General features: G+C 68.1%; 9 protein-coding genes and 1 pseudogene. 1 reads left to right on the top strand and 9 read right to left on the bottom strand.

Annotated features, from left to right (window positions below; translation table 11 throughout):
• Positions 1-15 precede the first annotated feature (15 nt).
• The 4 genes from J3476_RS01345 to J3476_RS01360 all read right to left on the bottom strand — a co-directional run bounded on the left by J3476_RS01345 (position 16) and on the right by J3476_RS01360 (position 4,184).
• Complete coding sequence (locus J3476_RS01345; RefSeq protein ID WP_207064828.1) at positions 16-789, bottom strand: crotonase/enoyl-CoA hydratase family protein; 774 nt, start codon at positions 787-789, stop codon at positions 16-18.
• Entirely contained in the window at positions 786-1,508 is a 723-nt protein-coding gene (locus tag J3476_RS01350; RefSeq protein ID WP_207064921.1) for a PaaX family transcriptional regulator C-terminal domain-containing protein, read from the bottom strand. The genes J3476_RS01345 and J3476_RS01350 overlap by 4 nt, the downstream gene beginning before the upstream one ends.
• 11 nt (positions 1,509-1,519) lie before the next feature.
• A complete protein-coding gene (locus J3476_RS01355) occupies positions 1,520-2,458 on the bottom strand; it encodes a crotonase/enoyl-CoA hydratase family protein (protein ID WP_207064829.1) in 939 nt (312 codons plus the stop codon).
• A 73-nt stretch (positions 2,459-2,531) separates the two neighbouring features.
• Positions 2,532-4,184, bottom strand: coding sequence for an acyl-CoA dehydrogenase family protein (locus J3476_RS01360; protein ID WP_207064830.1), 1,653 nt, complete (start codon positions 4,182-4,184; stop codon positions 2,532-2,534).
• Positions 4,185-4,428: 244 nt separating this feature from the next.
• Between J3476_RS01360 and J3476_RS27760 the strand changes: the two are divergent.
• Positions 4,429-4,695 (top strand): annotated as a pseudogene (locus J3476_RS27760) (cupin domain-containing protein); the annotation flags it as partial.
• Here J3476_RS27760 and J3476_RS01365 read toward each other — a convergent pair.
• The 5 genes from J3476_RS01365 to J3476_RS01385 form a co-directional block, all read right to left on the bottom strand.
• On the bottom strand, positions 4,633-5,808 hold the full coding sequence (locus J3476_RS01365) for a phosphatase PAP2 family protein (RefSeq protein WP_307726958.1): 1,176 nt from the start codon (positions 5,806-5,808) through the stop codon (positions 4,633-4,635). The pseudogene J3476_RS27760 and the gene J3476_RS01365 overlap by 63 nt on opposite strands.
• A 173-nt stretch (positions 5,809-5,981) precedes the next feature.
• Entirely contained in the window at positions 5,982-6,734 is a 753-nt protein-coding gene (locus J3476_RS01370; protein WP_207064832.1) for a deoxyribonuclease IV, read from the bottom strand.
• A 402-nt stretch (positions 6,735-7,136) separates the two neighbouring features.
• Positions 7,137-11,102, bottom strand: a complete 3,966-nt coding sequence (locus J3476_RS01375; protein ID WP_207064833.1) for a DNA-directed RNA polymerase subunit beta' — start codon at positions 11,100-11,102, stop codon at positions 7,137-7,139.
• A gap of 59 nt (positions 11,103-11,161) precedes the next feature.
• Positions 11,162-14,674 (bottom strand): DNA-directed RNA polymerase subunit beta, encoded by a 3,513-nt coding sequence (locus tag J3476_RS01380; RefSeq protein ID WP_207064834.1) that lies wholly within the window; start codon positions 14,672-14,674, stop codon positions 11,162-11,164.
• A 272-nt stretch (positions 14,675-14,946) separates the two neighbouring features.
• Positions 14,947-16,857 (bottom strand): hypothetical protein, encoded by a 1,911-nt coding sequence (locus tag J3476_RS01385; protein ID WP_207064835.1) that lies wholly within the window; start codon positions 16,855-16,857, stop codon positions 14,947-14,949.
• Between the last annotated feature and the right edge of the window lie 43 nt (positions 16,858-16,900).

Here is a 16,900-nt window from a genome sequence, read left to right on the forward strand (position 1 = left end):
CTTGACATAGGGCTCTCAGGCCTTGGCGCCGTGACGGCCGGCGCCGGCCGCGAACCGGGAAGCACCCTCGAGCGATTCGGCCGCCACCCGGGACATGCTGCCGAACTCGAAGTCCATCGCCTCGGCCTCGGACCGGCCCCATTGGTGCAGCACCGACAGGCGGTCCGCGCGCAGGCACTGCTGAGGTAGGCCGGCGAGTTCGGCGGCCAGTTCCTCGGCCTTGTCCCGGCTTTGGCCGGTGGGCACCACCCGGTTGGCCAACCCGATCGCCAGGGCTTCCTCGGCTCCTACGGCACGGCCGGTCAGGATCAGGTCCATCGCCCGGCTGTGCCCGATCAGGCGGGGCAGCCGTACGGTGCCGCCGTCGATCAGCGGCACCCCCCAACGCCGGCAGAACACCCCCATGGTGGCGTCCTCCTCGACCACCCGCAGATCGGCCCACAGCGCCAGTTCCAGCCCTCCGGCGACGGCGAAGCCGCTGATCGCCGCGATCACCGGCTTGGACAACACCATCCGGCTGGGCCCCATCGGGCCGGGACCGCTGCGGTGCACGGGATTGGACTCAGCGGTACCGAACGCCTTGAGATCGGCTCCGGCGCAGAAGGTGCCGTTGTCACCCCACAGCACCGCGACGGCGGCGCTGTCGTCGGAATCGAAGTCGTCGAACGCGGCGTGCAACTCGGCGGCGGCCGGGCCGTTGACGGCGTTGCGCGCGTGCGGGCGGTCCATGATGACCGTGGTGACCGCGCCGTTCCTCTCGACGCGCACCCCGCCTGCCGAATCGGTCATTTCGCCTCCATCAGGTCGACATCGTCACGCCGCGCGACCAGTTCGGCGGCGAAGTCGTGGTAGGCGCGGCGCAGTGCGGCGCCGGGCCAGGCCGCCGGTAGCAGCTCGTCGGGCAGCACCGGATCGGTGAGCAGGTGCCGGACGATGCCCGCCGCGACGACGAAGCGTGCGGGAATGTCGGGCGCCGAGGCCATCTCGTCGAGCAGGGCGTGTCCGGAGCGCGCCCACGCGGGCAGATCCCACAGCAGTGCCGCCAGCTGAGCCGGAGCGTCGTCGCGGGCCGTCAGCGTCCGGACCCGGTCGCTCAGCTCCGGGTCGGTATCGATGTCCAGGTTGGCCGGACGCATCCACACCCCTTCGCGCAGTTCGCCGAACCGCCGGTCCTGCAGGGCCGTTCGCAGCGCGGCGCGGGTACGCGCGTCACCGCCGACGCCGGTGATCACCACCGTCCGCCACGAACCGTCCCAGGGGCGGGTGTGCGGGTCGATGGCGTCGTCCTGGCGTCGCTGCCGGGCCAGCAGGCGGTCGGACAGCCGGTAGCCGTCCGCGGACCGCACCAGGTCCCCCGCCCCCACCATGCGGGTCAGCGCGACCCGCACAGTCGGCTCTTTGAGGTCGAAATCCGCTGTCAGCCTGAGCAACTCGCTCGCTGTGGCCGAAGCGGGGTGGGCACCCAGCAGCACGCTGAGCACCACCGAGCGAGCGGTCATCCGCGACAGGGTCGCCACCGTCACACCCCGGAAGCCTTCCGGCCGTGGTCGCCGAACGGCTCGTCGCGGCGGCGCACGGCGTCACGGAAGCCGTGCTCGCGGGCGTCGGCGACGAACGCGTGCCCTTCGGGGGTGTGTCGGGCGACGCCGTCGAACACGGTGGAGATCATCGCGCTGTTGGCCACGCCCTGGTTGTACAGCGCGCTGTTCATCGCGAGCTTGACCATGATCAGCTGGTTGACCGGAACCGCGGCAATGCGCTGCACCAGCCGTTCGGTGCGCTCGTCGAGATCCGCGGCGTCGGGTGCCTCGACGGCGAGTCCCCACTCGGCGGCCTGCGCCCCGGTGAGGCAGTCGCCGGTCAGCAGAAGCCGTTTGGCGCGTTGATCACCCAGGCGGTGCGCCCACATCCCGGCGGCCGGCACCCCCCACACCCGGGTCGGCGGGTAACCGATCTTGGCGTCGGCAGCGGCGATCACCTGGTCGGCGTGCAGGGCGATGTCGGTGCCCCCGGCGATGCAGTACCCGTGGATCTTGACGACCGTCGGCTTGTCGGCGTGCATGAGGCTGGAGAACCCGCGGACGAACCGGCTCATCATCTGATAGTCGATCATCGGGTCCCACGGTTGATCGGGCAGATGGTTGACGGCCTGCGTCCGGCCCGACAACACGGTGTCGCGGTAGGGGCTGCCACCGCCGGCCGACGACGATCCCTCGGCGTAGGCGGACAGGTCGAATCCGGCGCAGAATCCTTCGCCGCGCCCCGACACCAGGATGACGTGCACGTCGGGATCCAGGTCGGCCCGCTCCACCAGCGCCGAGAGTTCCAGCGGCGTGTCGGCGATGATCGCGTTGCCCTTCTCCGGGCGGTTGAACGTGATGCGGGCGACCCGGTCGGTGACCTCGTAGGTCATCGTCTTCAGATCGTCGAAGTCGACGGGCCTGATCGCGTGGGTCATGAAGTCACCATGTCCCCGCCAGCGCGCGCGTCGGCACACCACAGGCCGCGCAGTTCTGGCATCTCGCGCGTGCTCACGCCTTGACCATGGCTCGTTCGAGGACCGGCGCGAGGTCCAGGCCGGTGGGCAGCGTGCCGAACGCCCCGCCCCACTGTCCGCCCAGCCGGCTCGCGAGGAACACATCGGCCACCGCCGGGTGACCGTGGCGCAGCAGCAACGAGCCCTGCAGCGCCAGCGAGATGTCCTCGGCCACCTTGCGGGCCCGGTACTGAATCGTCTCGGCGTCGCCGAGAGACGCCTTGAGCTCCGCCACGCGGCGATCCTGCCGGACGTCCTGCCCCTCGGTGCCGGCGAGCTCGTCGAACAGCACGTCGATGCATTCGGGCTTGGTCGCCATCGCGCGCAGGGTGTCCAGCGCGCTGACGTTGCCGGAGCCCTCCCAGATCCCCATCAGCGGTGCTTCGCGGTAGAGCCGCGGCATCCCGGAGTCCTCGACGTAGCCGTTGCCGCCGAGGCACTCCATCGCCTCGGCGGCGTGCGGGGTCGCCCGCTTGCACACCCAGTACTTGGCCGCGGCCAGACCGATGCGGCGCAGCAGTGTCTCCCGCTCGTCGCCGCGCACCGCCCGGTCGGTGGCGCCGGCCATCCGCATCGCCAGCATCGTCGCCGCCTCGGCCTCGACAGCGAGATCGGCCAGCACATTGCGCATCAACGGCTGATCGATCAGGTAGGCGCCGAAGGCTTTTCGGTGCTGCGCGTGGTGGATCGCGCGGGTGAGGCCGTTTCGCATGCTGGTCGCACTACCCAGCGTGCAATCCAGCCGGGTCAGGTTGACCATCTCGATGATGGTCGCCACCCCGCGACCCTCCTCGCCGACGAGCCACGCGGTGGCGCCGTCGTACTCGACCTCACTGGACGCGTTGGCGTGGTTGCCCAGTTTGTCCTTCAGCCGCTGCAGGAACATCCGGTTGCGGCTGCCGTCGGGGAGGATCCGGGGCAGGAAGAAGCAGCTCAATCCCCCGTCGCTTCGCTCGCCCCCGGCTGTTTGGGCGAGCACCAGGAAGATGTCGCACATCGGCGCGGAGGTGAACCACTTGTGTCCGGTGAGCCGGTAGGTCCCGTCACCGTTCGGCACCGCCTGCGTGGTGCCGGCCCGCACGTCGGAGCCGCCCTGCTTCTCGGTCATCGACATGCCTGCGGTGATGCCCGCCTTCGTCGTGGGTACGGCAAGCACCGGATCGTAGGCGCGGCTGGTCAGCAGCGGTTCGTAGACGGCCGCCAGTTCGGGGTTGTGACGCAGCGCCGGCACCACGGCGTAGGTCATCGAGATCGGGCAGATGTGGCCCGGTTCGGGGGTCCACACCGAGGTCTTGGCCGCCCGCACCACGTGCGCACCCGGCCGGTCATCCGCCCAGGGGGCGGCGTGCAGGCCGTGGCCGACCGCCACTCTCATCAGCTCGTGATAGGCGGGGTCGTACTCGACCTCGTCGACGCGGTGACCGACGCTGTCGTGGGTGTGCAGCACCGGACGGTGGCGATCGGCCAGCTCGCCCCATCGTTGAGCCTGCGCCGAACCCGAGAGTGCGCCCAGTTCGAACACCTCGTCGGTGCCCCATTGACCGCCTTCGCGGATCAGCGCCTCGGCCAGGACGGGCGAGGTGGCCGGGTTGTAGTTCTCCAGCGGCGGAACCTGGTTGGTGACGACATGCGTGTCGGAAGCAGCCATGGTGGCAGTGTTACATCTTTTCTGCAGTCGCACAACAAACTGTAATACGATGACCGGGCATTTCCGTGAGTGCGCGTCTGCGCGGCGAAACGCTCGCAATTTCTGGCAGTCAACGCCCGCTCGCGGCCGGTGAACGCGCCGATGACCGCACGGCGGCTGCGCGTGCAGTGACCTCGCGGGCAGTGACCTCGCATGCAGCGACCGCGCGCCGGTGAATGCGCACCGGTGTCCGCATACTTGTCCGATGAAGCCCAACTCCGTCGTGGCGGCCAGCTCCCTGCACCTCGAACCGGAACCCGTTCCGGCCGATCAACGCGTCGACGGGACGCCCAGCACCGCAGCCGCGACGCTGACCGACTTCGGCGGGCTCGAGGTCGGGATATGGGAGATGACCCCCGGCGTCATGCGGGACATCGAGGCCGACGAGGTGTTCGTCGTCCTGTCGGGCTCAGCCAGCGTTGACTTCGTCGACGGCAGCCCGTCGCTGCGCCTCGGCCCCGGCGACGTCGTTCGGCTCGCGGCGGCGACGCAGACGGTGTGGACGGTGCACGAGACTCTGCGCAAGGTCTATCTCACGCAGCTCTAGCGGGGCCGGCTCACGCGACGGGACAGCGTCGCGCCGGTTACGCCGCGCCGCGCGCATCGCGTCCCACCGGGTGAGCCCCGTGAGCACGACCGCGGCCAGCACCCAGCCCAACAGGATGTCGACGACGTAATGCTCAGCGGTGTAGACCAGCGTGAACGCCATGGTCAACGGATAGGCCACCAGCACCGGTCGCCAGCGGCGCTGAACGCGGTTCCACAGGAACACCGCGATGGCTGCCGACAGCCCGGCATGCAGCGACGGGATCGCCGCCACCAGATTGACGCTGGCTTGCCCCTGATCGATCAGTGCACTGGCCGAATGCAGGTTCAGCTTGCCCCAGCCCCGCCCGACGATGCGCTCGATCCAGCCGTTCGCGCCGTCCTGGGATACCTGCATCGCGCCGAGTAGACCCCCGTCTTCCACGCCGCGGGCCGAGCGGAACATGCAGCGCGGCCCCGACGGACCGCCGTCGACATCTGCCGCCGTGCAGCGCGCCGCCGCCCACGGGGGTGCCGCCGGCACCAACGCGTAGATGACCAGCGCCGTGAACGACAGCGTCACGAACAGCCGGACGAAGGCCTTCCACTCGTCGCGGTTGCGCAGCCACAGGGCACCGGCGATCACGTACGGCAGGATGAAGAACGACATGTAGACGCTGCTGATGACCACTTCCCACCACGGCGGGTGCGGCAGCTTCAGACGTTCCTGCAGCCATACGGTCGGCATCACGCCGAAGAACATCCACCGATCCACGTCGGCCTGCCATTGCCACAGGGTCGGACGGCCCACGACGGAGGCCGCTCCTCTGCTCAGGTCGTAGGCCAGCAGGACCACGGCGAACGGCAGCCAGTCGCGCACCACATAGAGCACGCGGCGACCCTGCCCGATGCTCGCCGCCACCAGACCTGTGCAGATGTAGAGCAGCAGCAACTCGCGGTTGAAGGCGAAGCCGTCGGTGACGGTGCGCCACACGATGACGGTCGCCCACACCGCGACAGCCACCCACCGGGCGACGCGCAACCAGCCGTCGCGACCCACATCGGCCGGGGACCCCTGGTCCGACGCCAGCTCACTCGACGACTGATCAGATACGGACACGGCTGCCTTCCGACGCGGGAACGGAGGGCATTCCCCGGGTCAGACTAATTAACCGCGCCGCTACCCGCCGTTCAACGCTCGTTCTGGGATCTGAGCGTGACCCATCAGCCGGATCAGCGAAGGTTGTCGCGCAGGAACGCGATGTCGTCCTTGCGCCCCTCGTCGGCGGTTTCACAGATGACCGGCGCGTCCGCGGCTTCGACGACCGCGACAAGCAGTTGGGGATCGATCTGGCCGGTGCCGAAGTTGGCGTGCCGGTCGGCCCCGGATCCGGCCGCATCCCGCGAGTCGTTGCAGTGCACCAGGTCGATGCGGCCGGTGATCGACTGGATCCGCTCCACTGCATCGATCAGCGCTTCACCCGCAGCCCAGGCGTGGCAGGTGTCCAGGCAGAACCCGATGCCCTTGTCGCCGATGTGGTCCCACAGTCTGGCGATGGTGTCGAAGTGCCGGGCCATGGCGTGATCTCCGCCTGCCGTGTTCTCCAGGTAGACGGGCACGTCGGTCTCGAGGTAGTCCAGTGCCTTGACCCAGCGCTCGAAGCCGGCGTCCATGTCGTTGTCGTCCGCGTGGCCGCCGTGCACGATCACGGCGGTGGCGTTGACCGCCGCAGCGGCATTGCAGGTGTCCTGCAAGATCTTGCGGGACGGGATCCGCACCCGATTGTTGGCCGAGGCCACGTTGATCAGGTAGGGGGCGTGTACGTAGATCGGAATCGGCGACGCCTTCAGCACGTCGGCATCCTCACGGGGCGGCGGCTTCTTCCAGCTCTGCGGGTTGCCGAGGAAGAACTGCACCACATCGGCTCCGTCTGACTGGGCCGCCGCCAGGGGGTCATCACCGTGGACATGGGATCCGATCAACACGGCCCCGAGTCTAGGCGGCAGTCCGGACAGCACGCCTGTGCGGGAGGAGTCGTCGGGACGGTCGTCGGCGGCCGACTCCCGTACCGGCTCCGGCACCGTTGGCGGCACGAACGTCGACAGCGGATCCCCGTATCGACGCTCGCCCAGTGTGAATCCTGTGCGAAAACGGGCACCGGATGTCGCACACACTTCACGCTCGGCGCGCAGAGGCGACCGGAGCTCACCGCGGCCTGCGCGCACCGCGGCCCGCGCGCACTCGCGGCCTGCGCGCACTCGCGGCCCGCGCGCACCACGCTCGGCGCGCACCGCCACACGCTCTGCGCGCACCGCCACTGTCTCGGCGCGCAGAGGCGCACGAAAAAGCCCCCGCCTCCGAAGAGGCGGGGGCATTTCCGAGACTGACTACCGGTAGTCCGAGTAGCCGTAGTCGTCCAGCGGCACCGCAGCGCCGGTGGCCTGGCCGAAGTCCGGGCTGTAGTACTGATCCTCGTAGGACGGGATCGTGTACGCCGCGGCACGGGCCTCTTCGGTCGGCTGCACCTGGATGTTGCGGTACCGGTTGATGCCGGTACCGGCCGGGATCAGCTTGCCGATGATCACGTTCTCCTTCAGACCCTGCAGCTTGTCGCTGCGGCAGTTGATCGCCGCATCGGTCAGCACGCGCGTGGTCTCCTGGAACGACGCCGCCGACAGCCACGAATCGGTGGCCAGCGACGCCTTCGTGATACCCATCAGCACCGGACGACCGGCCGCGGGCTCGCCACCCTCGGCGACGACCCGGCGGTTCTCCGACTCGAACTCGGCACGCTCGGTCAGCGAACCGGGCAGGAACTCCGTCGCACCCGAATCGATGATCGTCACGCGACGCAGCATCTGCCGCACGATGACCTCGATGTGCTTGTCGTGGATCGACACACCCTGGGCCCGGTAGACCTCCTGGACCTCCTTGACGAGGTGGATCTGCACCTCGCGGGGGCCCTGGACGCGCAGCACCTCGTGCGGATCGGCCGAACCTTCCAGCAGCTGCTGGCCCACCTCGACGTGATCGCCGTCGGTCAGCAGACGCTCGGAGCCGTCCTCGTGCTTGAACACCTTCAGGCGCTGACGACGGGAGAGCTTGTCGTACACGACCTCCTCGCCCCCGTCATCGGGAACGATGGTGATCTTGTAGAACTTCTCGCTCTCCTCCAGCTGCACCCGTCCGGAGACGTCGGCGATCGGGGCCCGGTTGCGCGGAACACGAGCCTCGAACAGCTCCTGCACACGCGGCAGACCACCGACGATGTCGGCGCCACCGGTCACACCGCCCTGGTGGAAGGTACGCATCGTCAGCTGCGTGCCGGGCTCACCGATGGACTGCGCGGCCACGATGCCGACCGCCTCGCCGATGTCGACCAGCTTGCCGGTCGCCATCGAACGGCCGTAGCACATCGCGCAGACGCCGGTGCCGGTCGCGCAGGTCAGCACGGAGCGGACCTTCACCTCGGTGATACCGGCGGCCAGCAGCGCCTCGATGGCCGGGTCACCCAGGTCGTGACCACGCTCGACGACCACGTTGCCGTCGGCGTCGACCGCGTCGGTGGCCAGCGTGCGGGCATACGCCGACGTCTCGATGTGCTGATCGCGGACGAGCGTAGCCCCCCCATCAGCACCGTCGGCGCGCTCGGCCAGCGTGACGTTGATGCCCCGCTCGGTCTCGCAGTCGGTCTCGCGCACGATGACGTCCTGCGACACGTCGACCAGACGTCGGGTCAGGTAACCCGAGTCGGCGGTACGCAGCGCGGTGTCCGCCAGACCCTTGCGGGCGCCGTGGGTGTTGATGAAGTACTCCAGCACCGTCAGGCCCTCACGGAACGAGGACTTGATCGGACGCGGGATGAACTCACCCTTCGGGTTGGTCACCAGACCCTTCATGCCGGCCAGGGTTCGCGTCTGGGTGAAGTTACCCGTGGCGCCCGAATCCACGATCGTGATGATCGGGTTGTCCTTCGGGTAGTGCGCCCGCAGCGCCTCACCGACCTCTTCGGTGGCGTCCTGCCAGATCTTGACCAGTGCCTCGTTGCGCTCGTCGTGGTTGAGCGCGCCGCGCTGGTACTTCTTCTCGATGCCGTCGGCCTCGGTCTCGTACCGGTCCAGGATCTCCTGCTTCTGCGGCGGCACCAGCACGTCGGCCATGGAGACCGTCACACCGGAGCGGGTCGCCCAGAAGAAGCCGGCGTCCTTGAGCTTGTCGACGGTCTGCGCGACGACGATCATCGGGAAGCGCTCGGCCAGATCGTTGATGATCCGCGCCTGCACCTTCTTGTGCATCTGCTCGTTGACGAACGCGTACGTCGGCGGCAGCAGCTCGTTGAACAGCACCCGGCCCAACGTGGTGTGCGCGGTCCAGGCGTCGCCGGGCTTCCAGCCGTCCGGGAACAACTCGGCCTCGACGTCGGCGGGCGGACGCAGCTGGGTCAGCCGCACCCGGATCTTGGCCCGCACGCTCAGCGCACCGCGGTCCATCGCCATGATGGCCTCGGCCGGCGAGCTGAACACACCGGTCTCCGGCTGATCCTTGGCGGCAGCGGTGTACTCGCCGAGGTCACCGTCGATCTCGGTGGTCAGGTAGTACAGACCGGTCACCATGTCCAGACGGGGCATGGCCAGCGGACGACCCGACGCCGGCGACAGGATGTTGTTCGAGGACAGCATCAAAATGCGGGCCTCGGCCTGTGCCTCCGCGCTCAGCGGCAGGTGCACGGCCATCTGGTCGCCGTCGAAGTCGGCGTTGAACGCCTCACACACCAGCGGGTGCAGCTGGATGGCCTTGCCCTCCACCAGCTGCGGCTCGAAGGCCTGGATACCGAGGCGGTGCAGCGTGGGCGCGCGGTTGAGCAGCACCGGGTGCTCGGCGATGACCTCTTCGAGGACGTCCCACACCTGGGGCCGCTGACGCTCGACCATGCGCTTGGCGCTCTTGATGTTCTGCGCGTGGTTCAGGTCGACCAGGCGCTTCATCACGAACGGCTTGAACAGCTCGAGCGCCATCAGCTTGGGCAGACCGCACTGGTGCAGCTTGAGCTGCGGACCGACCACGATGACCGAACGGCCCGAGTAGTCGACACGCTTACCGAGCAGGTTCTGCCGGAACCGGCCCTGCTTGCCCTTGAGCAGATCCGACAGCGACTTCAGCGGACGGTTGCCCGGTCCGGTGACCGGGCGGCCGCGGCGGCCGTTGTCGAACAGCGCGTCCACCGACTCCTGGAGCATGCGCTTCTCGTTGTTGACGATGATCTCGGGCGCACCGAGGTCGATCAGACGCTTGAGCCGGTTGTTGCGGTTGATGACGCGGCGGTACAGGTCGTTCAGGTCGGAGGTGGCGAAGCGGCCACCGTCGAGCTGAACCATCGGTCGCAGCTCCGGCGGGATCACCGGAACCGCGTCGAGCACCATGCCCATCGGCGAGTTGCTGTTGGTCTGGAAGGCCGCGACGACCTTGAGGCGCTTGAGCGCGCGCAGCTTCTTCTGACCCTTGCCGCTGCGGATGACCTCGCGCAGGTTCTCGGCCTCGGCCTCGATGTCGAAGTTCTCGATGAGCTTCTTGATCGACTCGGCACCCATGGCGCCCTCGAAGTACTCGCCGTAGCGGTCCTGCAGCTCGCGGTAGAGCAACTCGTCGACGATCAGCTGCTTGGGAGCCAGCTTGGTGAACGTCGTCCAGATCTCCTCGAGCCGGTCCAGCTCGCGCTGGGCCCGGTCGCGCAGCTGACGCATCTCGCGCTCGCCGCCGTCACGCACCTTGCGCTTGACGTCGGACTTGGCGCCCTCGTCCTCGAGCTCCTTCATGTCGGCCTCGAGCTTCTGCGCCCGCGCCTCGAGGTCGGCGTCACGCTGGTCCTCGACGGCCTTGCGCTCGACCGCCATCTCGGCTTCGAGGGTGGACAGCTCGTTGTGCCGCATCTCGTCGTCGACCGCGGTGATGACGTAGGCCGCGAAGTAGATGATCTTCTCGAGATCCTTGGGCGCCAGGTCGAGCAGATACCCGAGCCGCGACGGCACACCCTTGAAGTACCAGATGTGGGTGACCGGCGCGGCCAGCTCGATGTGGCCCATCCGCTCACGACGCACCTTGGCGCGGGTCACCTCGACGCCGCAGCGCTCACAGATGATGCCCTTGAAGCGGACGCGCTTGTACTTGCCGCAGTAGCACTCCCAGTCGCGAGTCGGTCCGAAGATCTTCTCGCAGAACAGGCCGTCCTTTTCCGGCTTGAGCGTGCGGTAGTTGATGGTCTCCGGCTTCTTGACCTCACCGTAGGACCAGTTACGGATGTCGTCCGCGGTGGCCAGACCGATGCGGAGTTCATCGAAGAAGTTGACGTCTAACACGTAACTCCCTTTCCCCTTTCGGGATTAGAAAACAATCACTACTTAAGCGAGCTCGAGGATCAGGCGAGATCCTCAACCGACGCGGACTCGTTGCGGGACAGGTTGATGCCGAGGTTGGCCGCAGCGCGCTCCAGGTCCTCGTCGTCACCGTCACGCATCTCGATCGCGGCGCCGTCCGACGACAACACCTCGACGTTGAGGCACAGCGACTGCAGCTCCTTGAGCAGCACCTTGAACGACTCGGGGATGCCCGGCTCGGGGATGTTCTCGCCCTTGACGATCGCCTCGTACACCTTGACCCGGCCGACGGTGTCGTCGGACTTGATGGTCAACAGCTCCTGCAGCGTGTAGGCCGCGCCGTAGGCCTGCATGGCCCAGCACTCCATCTCACCGAAGCGCTGACCACCGAACTGCGCCTTACCGCCCAGCGGCTGCTGGGTGATCATCGAGTACGGACCGGTCGAGCGGGCGTGGATCTTGTCGTCCACCAGGTGGTGCAGCTTGAGGATGTACATGTAGCCGACCGTCACCGGGTACGGGAACGGCTCTCCGCTGCGGCCGTCGAACAGCACCGCCTTGCCGTCGGAGTTGACCATCGTCTCGCCGTCGCGGTTGGGCAGCGTCGAACCGAGCAGACCCGACAGCTCGTTCTCGCGGGCACCGTCGAACACCGGGGTGGCGACGATGCTGTCGGACGGCGCCGACAGCAGGTCCTCCGGCAGGTTCGACGCCCAGTCGGGCGTGCCACCCACCACGTCGATGTTCCAGCCGGCCTTGGCGACCCACCCGAGGTGGGTTTCCAGGATCTGGCCGATGTTCATACGACGCGGCACACCGTGGGTGTTCAGGATGATGTCCACCGGGGTGCCGTCAGGCAGGAACGGCATGTCCTCGACGGGCAGGATCTTGCCGATGACGCCCTTGTTGCCGTGGCGTCCGGCCAGCTTGTCGCCGTCGGAGATCTTGCGCTTCTGCGCGACGTAGACGCGCACCAACTCGTTGACGCCGGCGGGCAGCTCGTCGTCGTCCTCACGGGAGAACACGCGGATGCCGATGACCTTGCCGGACTCACCGTGCGGCACCTTCAGCGACGTGTCGCGGACCTCGCGCGCCTTCTCACCGAAGATCGCGCGGAGCAGCCGCTCCTCCGGGGTCAGCTCGGTCTCGCCCTTCGGGGTGACCTTGCCGACCAGGATGTCGCCGTCGCGGACCTCGGCGCCGATGCGGACGATGCCGCGCTCGTCGAGGTCGGCCAGCACCTCATCGGAGACGTTCGGGATGTCCCGGGTGATCTCCTCGGCGCCCAGCTTGGTGTCGCGGGCGTCGATCTCGTGCTCCTCGATGTGGATCGAGGTGAGCACATCCTCTTCGACCAGACGGTTGCTGAGGATGATCGCGTCCTCGTAGTTGTGGCCCTCCCACGGCATGATCGCGACGAGCAGGTTCTTGCCCAGCGCCATCTCACCGTTCTCGGTGCACGGCCCGTCGGCGATGACCTGACCCGCCTCGACCCGCTGACCGGCGTCCACGATCGGACGCTGGTTGGCGCACGTGCCGTGGTTGGAGCGGGCGAACTTGCGCATCCGGTAGGTGTGCCGGGTGCCGTCGTCGGCCATCACGGTGACGTAGTCGGCGCTGACCTCCTCGATCACGCCGGCCTTGTCGGCGACGACGACGTCGCCCGCGTCGATCGCGGCGCGCAACTCCATCCCGGTGCCGACCAGCGGAGCCTCGCTGCGCACCAGCGGAACGGCCTGGCGCTGCATGTTGGCACCCATGAGGGCGCGGTTGGCGTCGTCGTGTTCGAGGAACGGGATCATCGCCGTCGCGACCGACACCATCTGGCGCGGCGAGACGTCCATGTAGTCCACCTCGGCCGACGAGACGTACTCGACCTCGCCGCCCTTGCGGCGGACCAGGACGCGGTCCTCGGTGAAGCGCTGCGATTCCGGATCCAGCGGCGAGTTGGCCTGCGCCACGACGTGGCGGTCCTCCTCGTCGGCGGTCAGGTAGACGATGTCATCGGTGACGACACCGTCGACGACCTTGCGGTACGGCGTCTCGATGAACCCGAACGGGTTGACCCGCGCGTACACCGACAGCGAGCCGATCAGGCCGATGTTCGGGCCCTCCGGGGTCTCGATCGGGCACATCCGGCCGTAGTGGCTGGGGTGCACGTCGCGGACCTCGAGGCCGGCGCGCTCACGGGACAGACCGCCGGGGCCCAGCGCCGACAGGCGGCGCTTGTGGGTCAGACCCGACAGCGGGTTGTTCTGGTCCATGAACTGCGACAGCTGGCTGGTGCCGAAGAACTCCTTGATCGCCGCCACGACGGGACGGATGTTAATCAGGGTCTGCGGCGTGATGGCCTCGACGTCCTGGGTGGTCATGCGCTCACGCACGACGCGTTCCATCCGCGACAGGCCGACCCGGATCTGGTTCTGGATCAGCTCGCCGACGGTGCGCAGACGACGGTTGCCGAAGTGGTCGATGTCATCGACCTCGACGGGCACCTCGACTCCGCCGGGCACCGTCATCGTGGTGTCCCCGGCGTGCAGCCGCACCAGGTACTCGATGGTGGCGACGATGTCCTCTTCGGTCAGCGTCGAGCTGGTGATCGGTTCACCGGAGTGCAGACCCAGCTTCTTGTTGACCTTGTAGCGGCCCACCCGGGCCAGGTCGTAGCGCTTCTCCTTGAAGAACAGGTTCTCCAGCAGCGTCTGCGCGGACTCCTTGGTCGGCGGCTCGCCCGGGCGCAGCTTGCGGTAGATGTCGAGCAGCGCCTCGTCGGTGCCGGCCGTGTTGTCCTTCTCCAGCGTGGACATCATGATCTCGGAGAACCCGAAACGCTCGGTGATCTGCTCGTTTGTCCAGCCCAACGCCTTGAGCAGCACGGTGACCGGCTGGCGGCGCTTGCGGTCGATGCGCACGCCGACGGTGTCGCGCTTGTCGACGTCGAACTCCAGCCACGCGCCGCGGCCGGGGATCACCTTGACGCTGTGCAGCAGCTTCTCGGTGGACTTGTCGATGCTCTCGTCGAAATAGACACCGGGCGAACGGACGAGCTGCGACACGACGACGCGCTCGGTGCCGTTGATGATGAAGGTGCCCTTCTCGGTCATCATCGGGAAGTCACCCATGAAGACCGTCTGGCTCTTGATCTCACCGGTGTTGTTGTTGATGAACTCGGCCGTGACGAACAGCGGGGCCGCGTACGTCATGTCCTTGTCTTTGCACTCGTCGACGGGCGCCTTGACCTCGTCGAAGCGCGGATCGGAGAACGACAGGGACATCGAGCCCGAGAAATCCTCGATCGGCGACAGCTCTTCGAGCACCTCCTGGAGACCGCCGCGCGGTTCCACGTCACCGCGGTCGACGGCTCGCTGGAACCAGTCGTCGGAGCCGACCAGCCACTCGAATGACTCGGTTTGGACGTCCAGCAGCCCGGGAACCTTCAACGGCTCACGGAGCTTGGCGAAAGAAATTCGGTTAGGTGCTCCGGGAACGGAGTAATCGGTAGCTACTTCTGAACTGATCTGGCGGGACCCTGCCAAGATGCATCCTTCCAGCACCTCATGCGACCATTCGGGGGACCGGCAAGCCGGATCCCTATGAGCCGCGATATCTGCGTCGGTTCGGCTGGCCCGTCAAGCCCGGAGAACCCCCGACGCACGGCACGCGACCAGATCACTGAGCGTGGTGTTTCGGCTCAGGCGTGGTCCACGTGATCAGCGCGGTGATGGAGGGTGGGCAGGATGCAGCCAGCGCAACGTCCAACAGTACCGCAGGACGGCGTATTCCTCAACAAGCCCACGCGAGGGCGGTCAGGCGCTGGCTGGCCATCTCAACCCGTGCAAACATGCTGGCCAATAGATTGGCCCGGTTTCGTCCTTCCGTCAAGAGATAGGAGCGTGTCCGGCCCAGAAAATGACACGTTTTCTGCCGGCTCGTCGGCACAGGTCGCGAAGTCGATGCCGAACAGGATGGTCGCGCCGAAGGTCAACAGATGGTCGATCAGACTCAAGCGCTCCGCCGGGCCCGGGGTCACATAGGCGGTCGCGAGCCCCCGCGGGGTGTCGATCTGCAGCAGCTCACCCGGGTCGCCGTAGTAGGGGGCGGTGGCCTGACCGGCGAACATGTCGTTGAGCCAGGCTGCGTTCAGGATCTCGGAGGCGTCGATGTTCTGCTCCCGCGAGAACCCCGTGACGAGGTACAGCGCAAACTGGACCAGCGGGTTGCCACCCAGCATGGTGTCCGAGTGCAGACCGTCGACCAGTCGTACCCCGACGAACTCACCGGGGCGGGCGTCGCTGAGGGCCGTGTTCGCCGCACCGCTGATGTTCCAGAAGTAGGACCGGCCGGCGAGGTTGTAGATGGGCACGTCATCGGGCAGCGCGTCCAGCGCGTCCGGGACCACCGAGCCGAAGCCCACCCCGTCGAGCATGACGACTCCGGCGAGCCGGTCGGCGCTGCCGTTGCCGACCATGTAGCCCGCAGTGCCCGCGACCAGCCCGCCGCCCAGCGAGTGTCCGGTCAGTGCGACCTGCTCGACGCCGTCGAGCAGCGTGGCGCTGTAGCCGGCGGCCAGGGCGCTCTCCGCCAGCGCAGTGTTGCCGTCGGCGAACAGGTCGGCGACGGCGCGGTGCATCGGCGAACCGCCCAGCCAACAGCCGTCGCAGGCCAGGAAGTTCGACGTCAGCGAAGTCGTGACGACGATGCTGTTGGTCGACTCGGCCAGCCGGGCCGCGGTGTAGCTGTAGAACGGTCCGGCAGCCAGGAAGCCGTGCTGCAGATAGACCAGCCGCTGCGGAGTCGGCCCCGCCGGCACGTACCAGTCGGCGGGCACCTCGTAGCCCTCGCCGCAATCGATCTCCAGCGTCGAGCTGCGCACCGTCACGGTGCTGTCGCGGGGCAGCTGGGCGGGCCCACCGAACACCCGGATCAATCCGCCGTAGACGTTGAACACGATGGTGCCCAGCAGGCTGAGCAGCGTCTGCCGGGCGGGCGGGGCGGCGTGACTGGTCGCGTCGTCGGCATCGGCCGTCGTCGACGTCAGGGCCAGTTGCGTCGAGGCCGGCACGGACCGCAGCGAGGCGACGGGCGCGCGATCTGCCGCGGCCTCGGCCGACGGTGCTGAGGGGGCCGGGACGGCGGCCTCCCCCGGGACCGGCGCGGTGCCGGAGCCGGTGTCGCTGTCGCTGTCGCTGGATACGACAGGGTCGCCGGTGGGGTTGCCGACCGGCTCGTTCGTTGCGGTCTCCGCCGCGTCGCGCTCCGGCTCCGCGTCGCGCTCGGGCGCGGCGGCACCTTCCGGCTCGGCCGCACGCCCGGAGGCGCTGTCGTCGACGCCATCAGTCTCGTCGGAGGCCTCGGGGATATTCGCGTCCTCGGCCTCGTCGTCGACCGCTGCCGGCGGCTCGTCAGCCTCGCCGGTGTCCGCATCGTCGACGGCTCCGTCGTCAGCGGGAGCGGCCTCACCCTCGTCGAGATCATCGGTCTCGCCGAAATCGTCCTCGGCGACAGCGTCCGCGAGGTCGGACGGATCCGCACCGTCGGACGACGCGGAGGCCTCGGTGCTGCCGTCCTTGTCCTCGGGGTCCGGGCGCGTGCTCGGCTGTGTTTCCGCCGCGTCGGCGCCCCCGCCGGTTGCCCCGTCCACGGCCGCGAGCGCCAGTCCGGCTCCGCCCAGCATCGCTGCCGACATTCCGGCGGCGACGACGCCGGCCCCCACAACCACCGACCACCGGTCGAACATCGCAGCTCCCGTCAGGAAATCCAGCGAAACCTATCGCGGCCGC

This window comes from Mycobacterium sp. PO1 (assembly GCF_017312405.1).
GTDB lineage: Bacteria > Actinomycetota > Actinomycetes > Mycobacteriales > Mycobacteriaceae > Mycobacterium.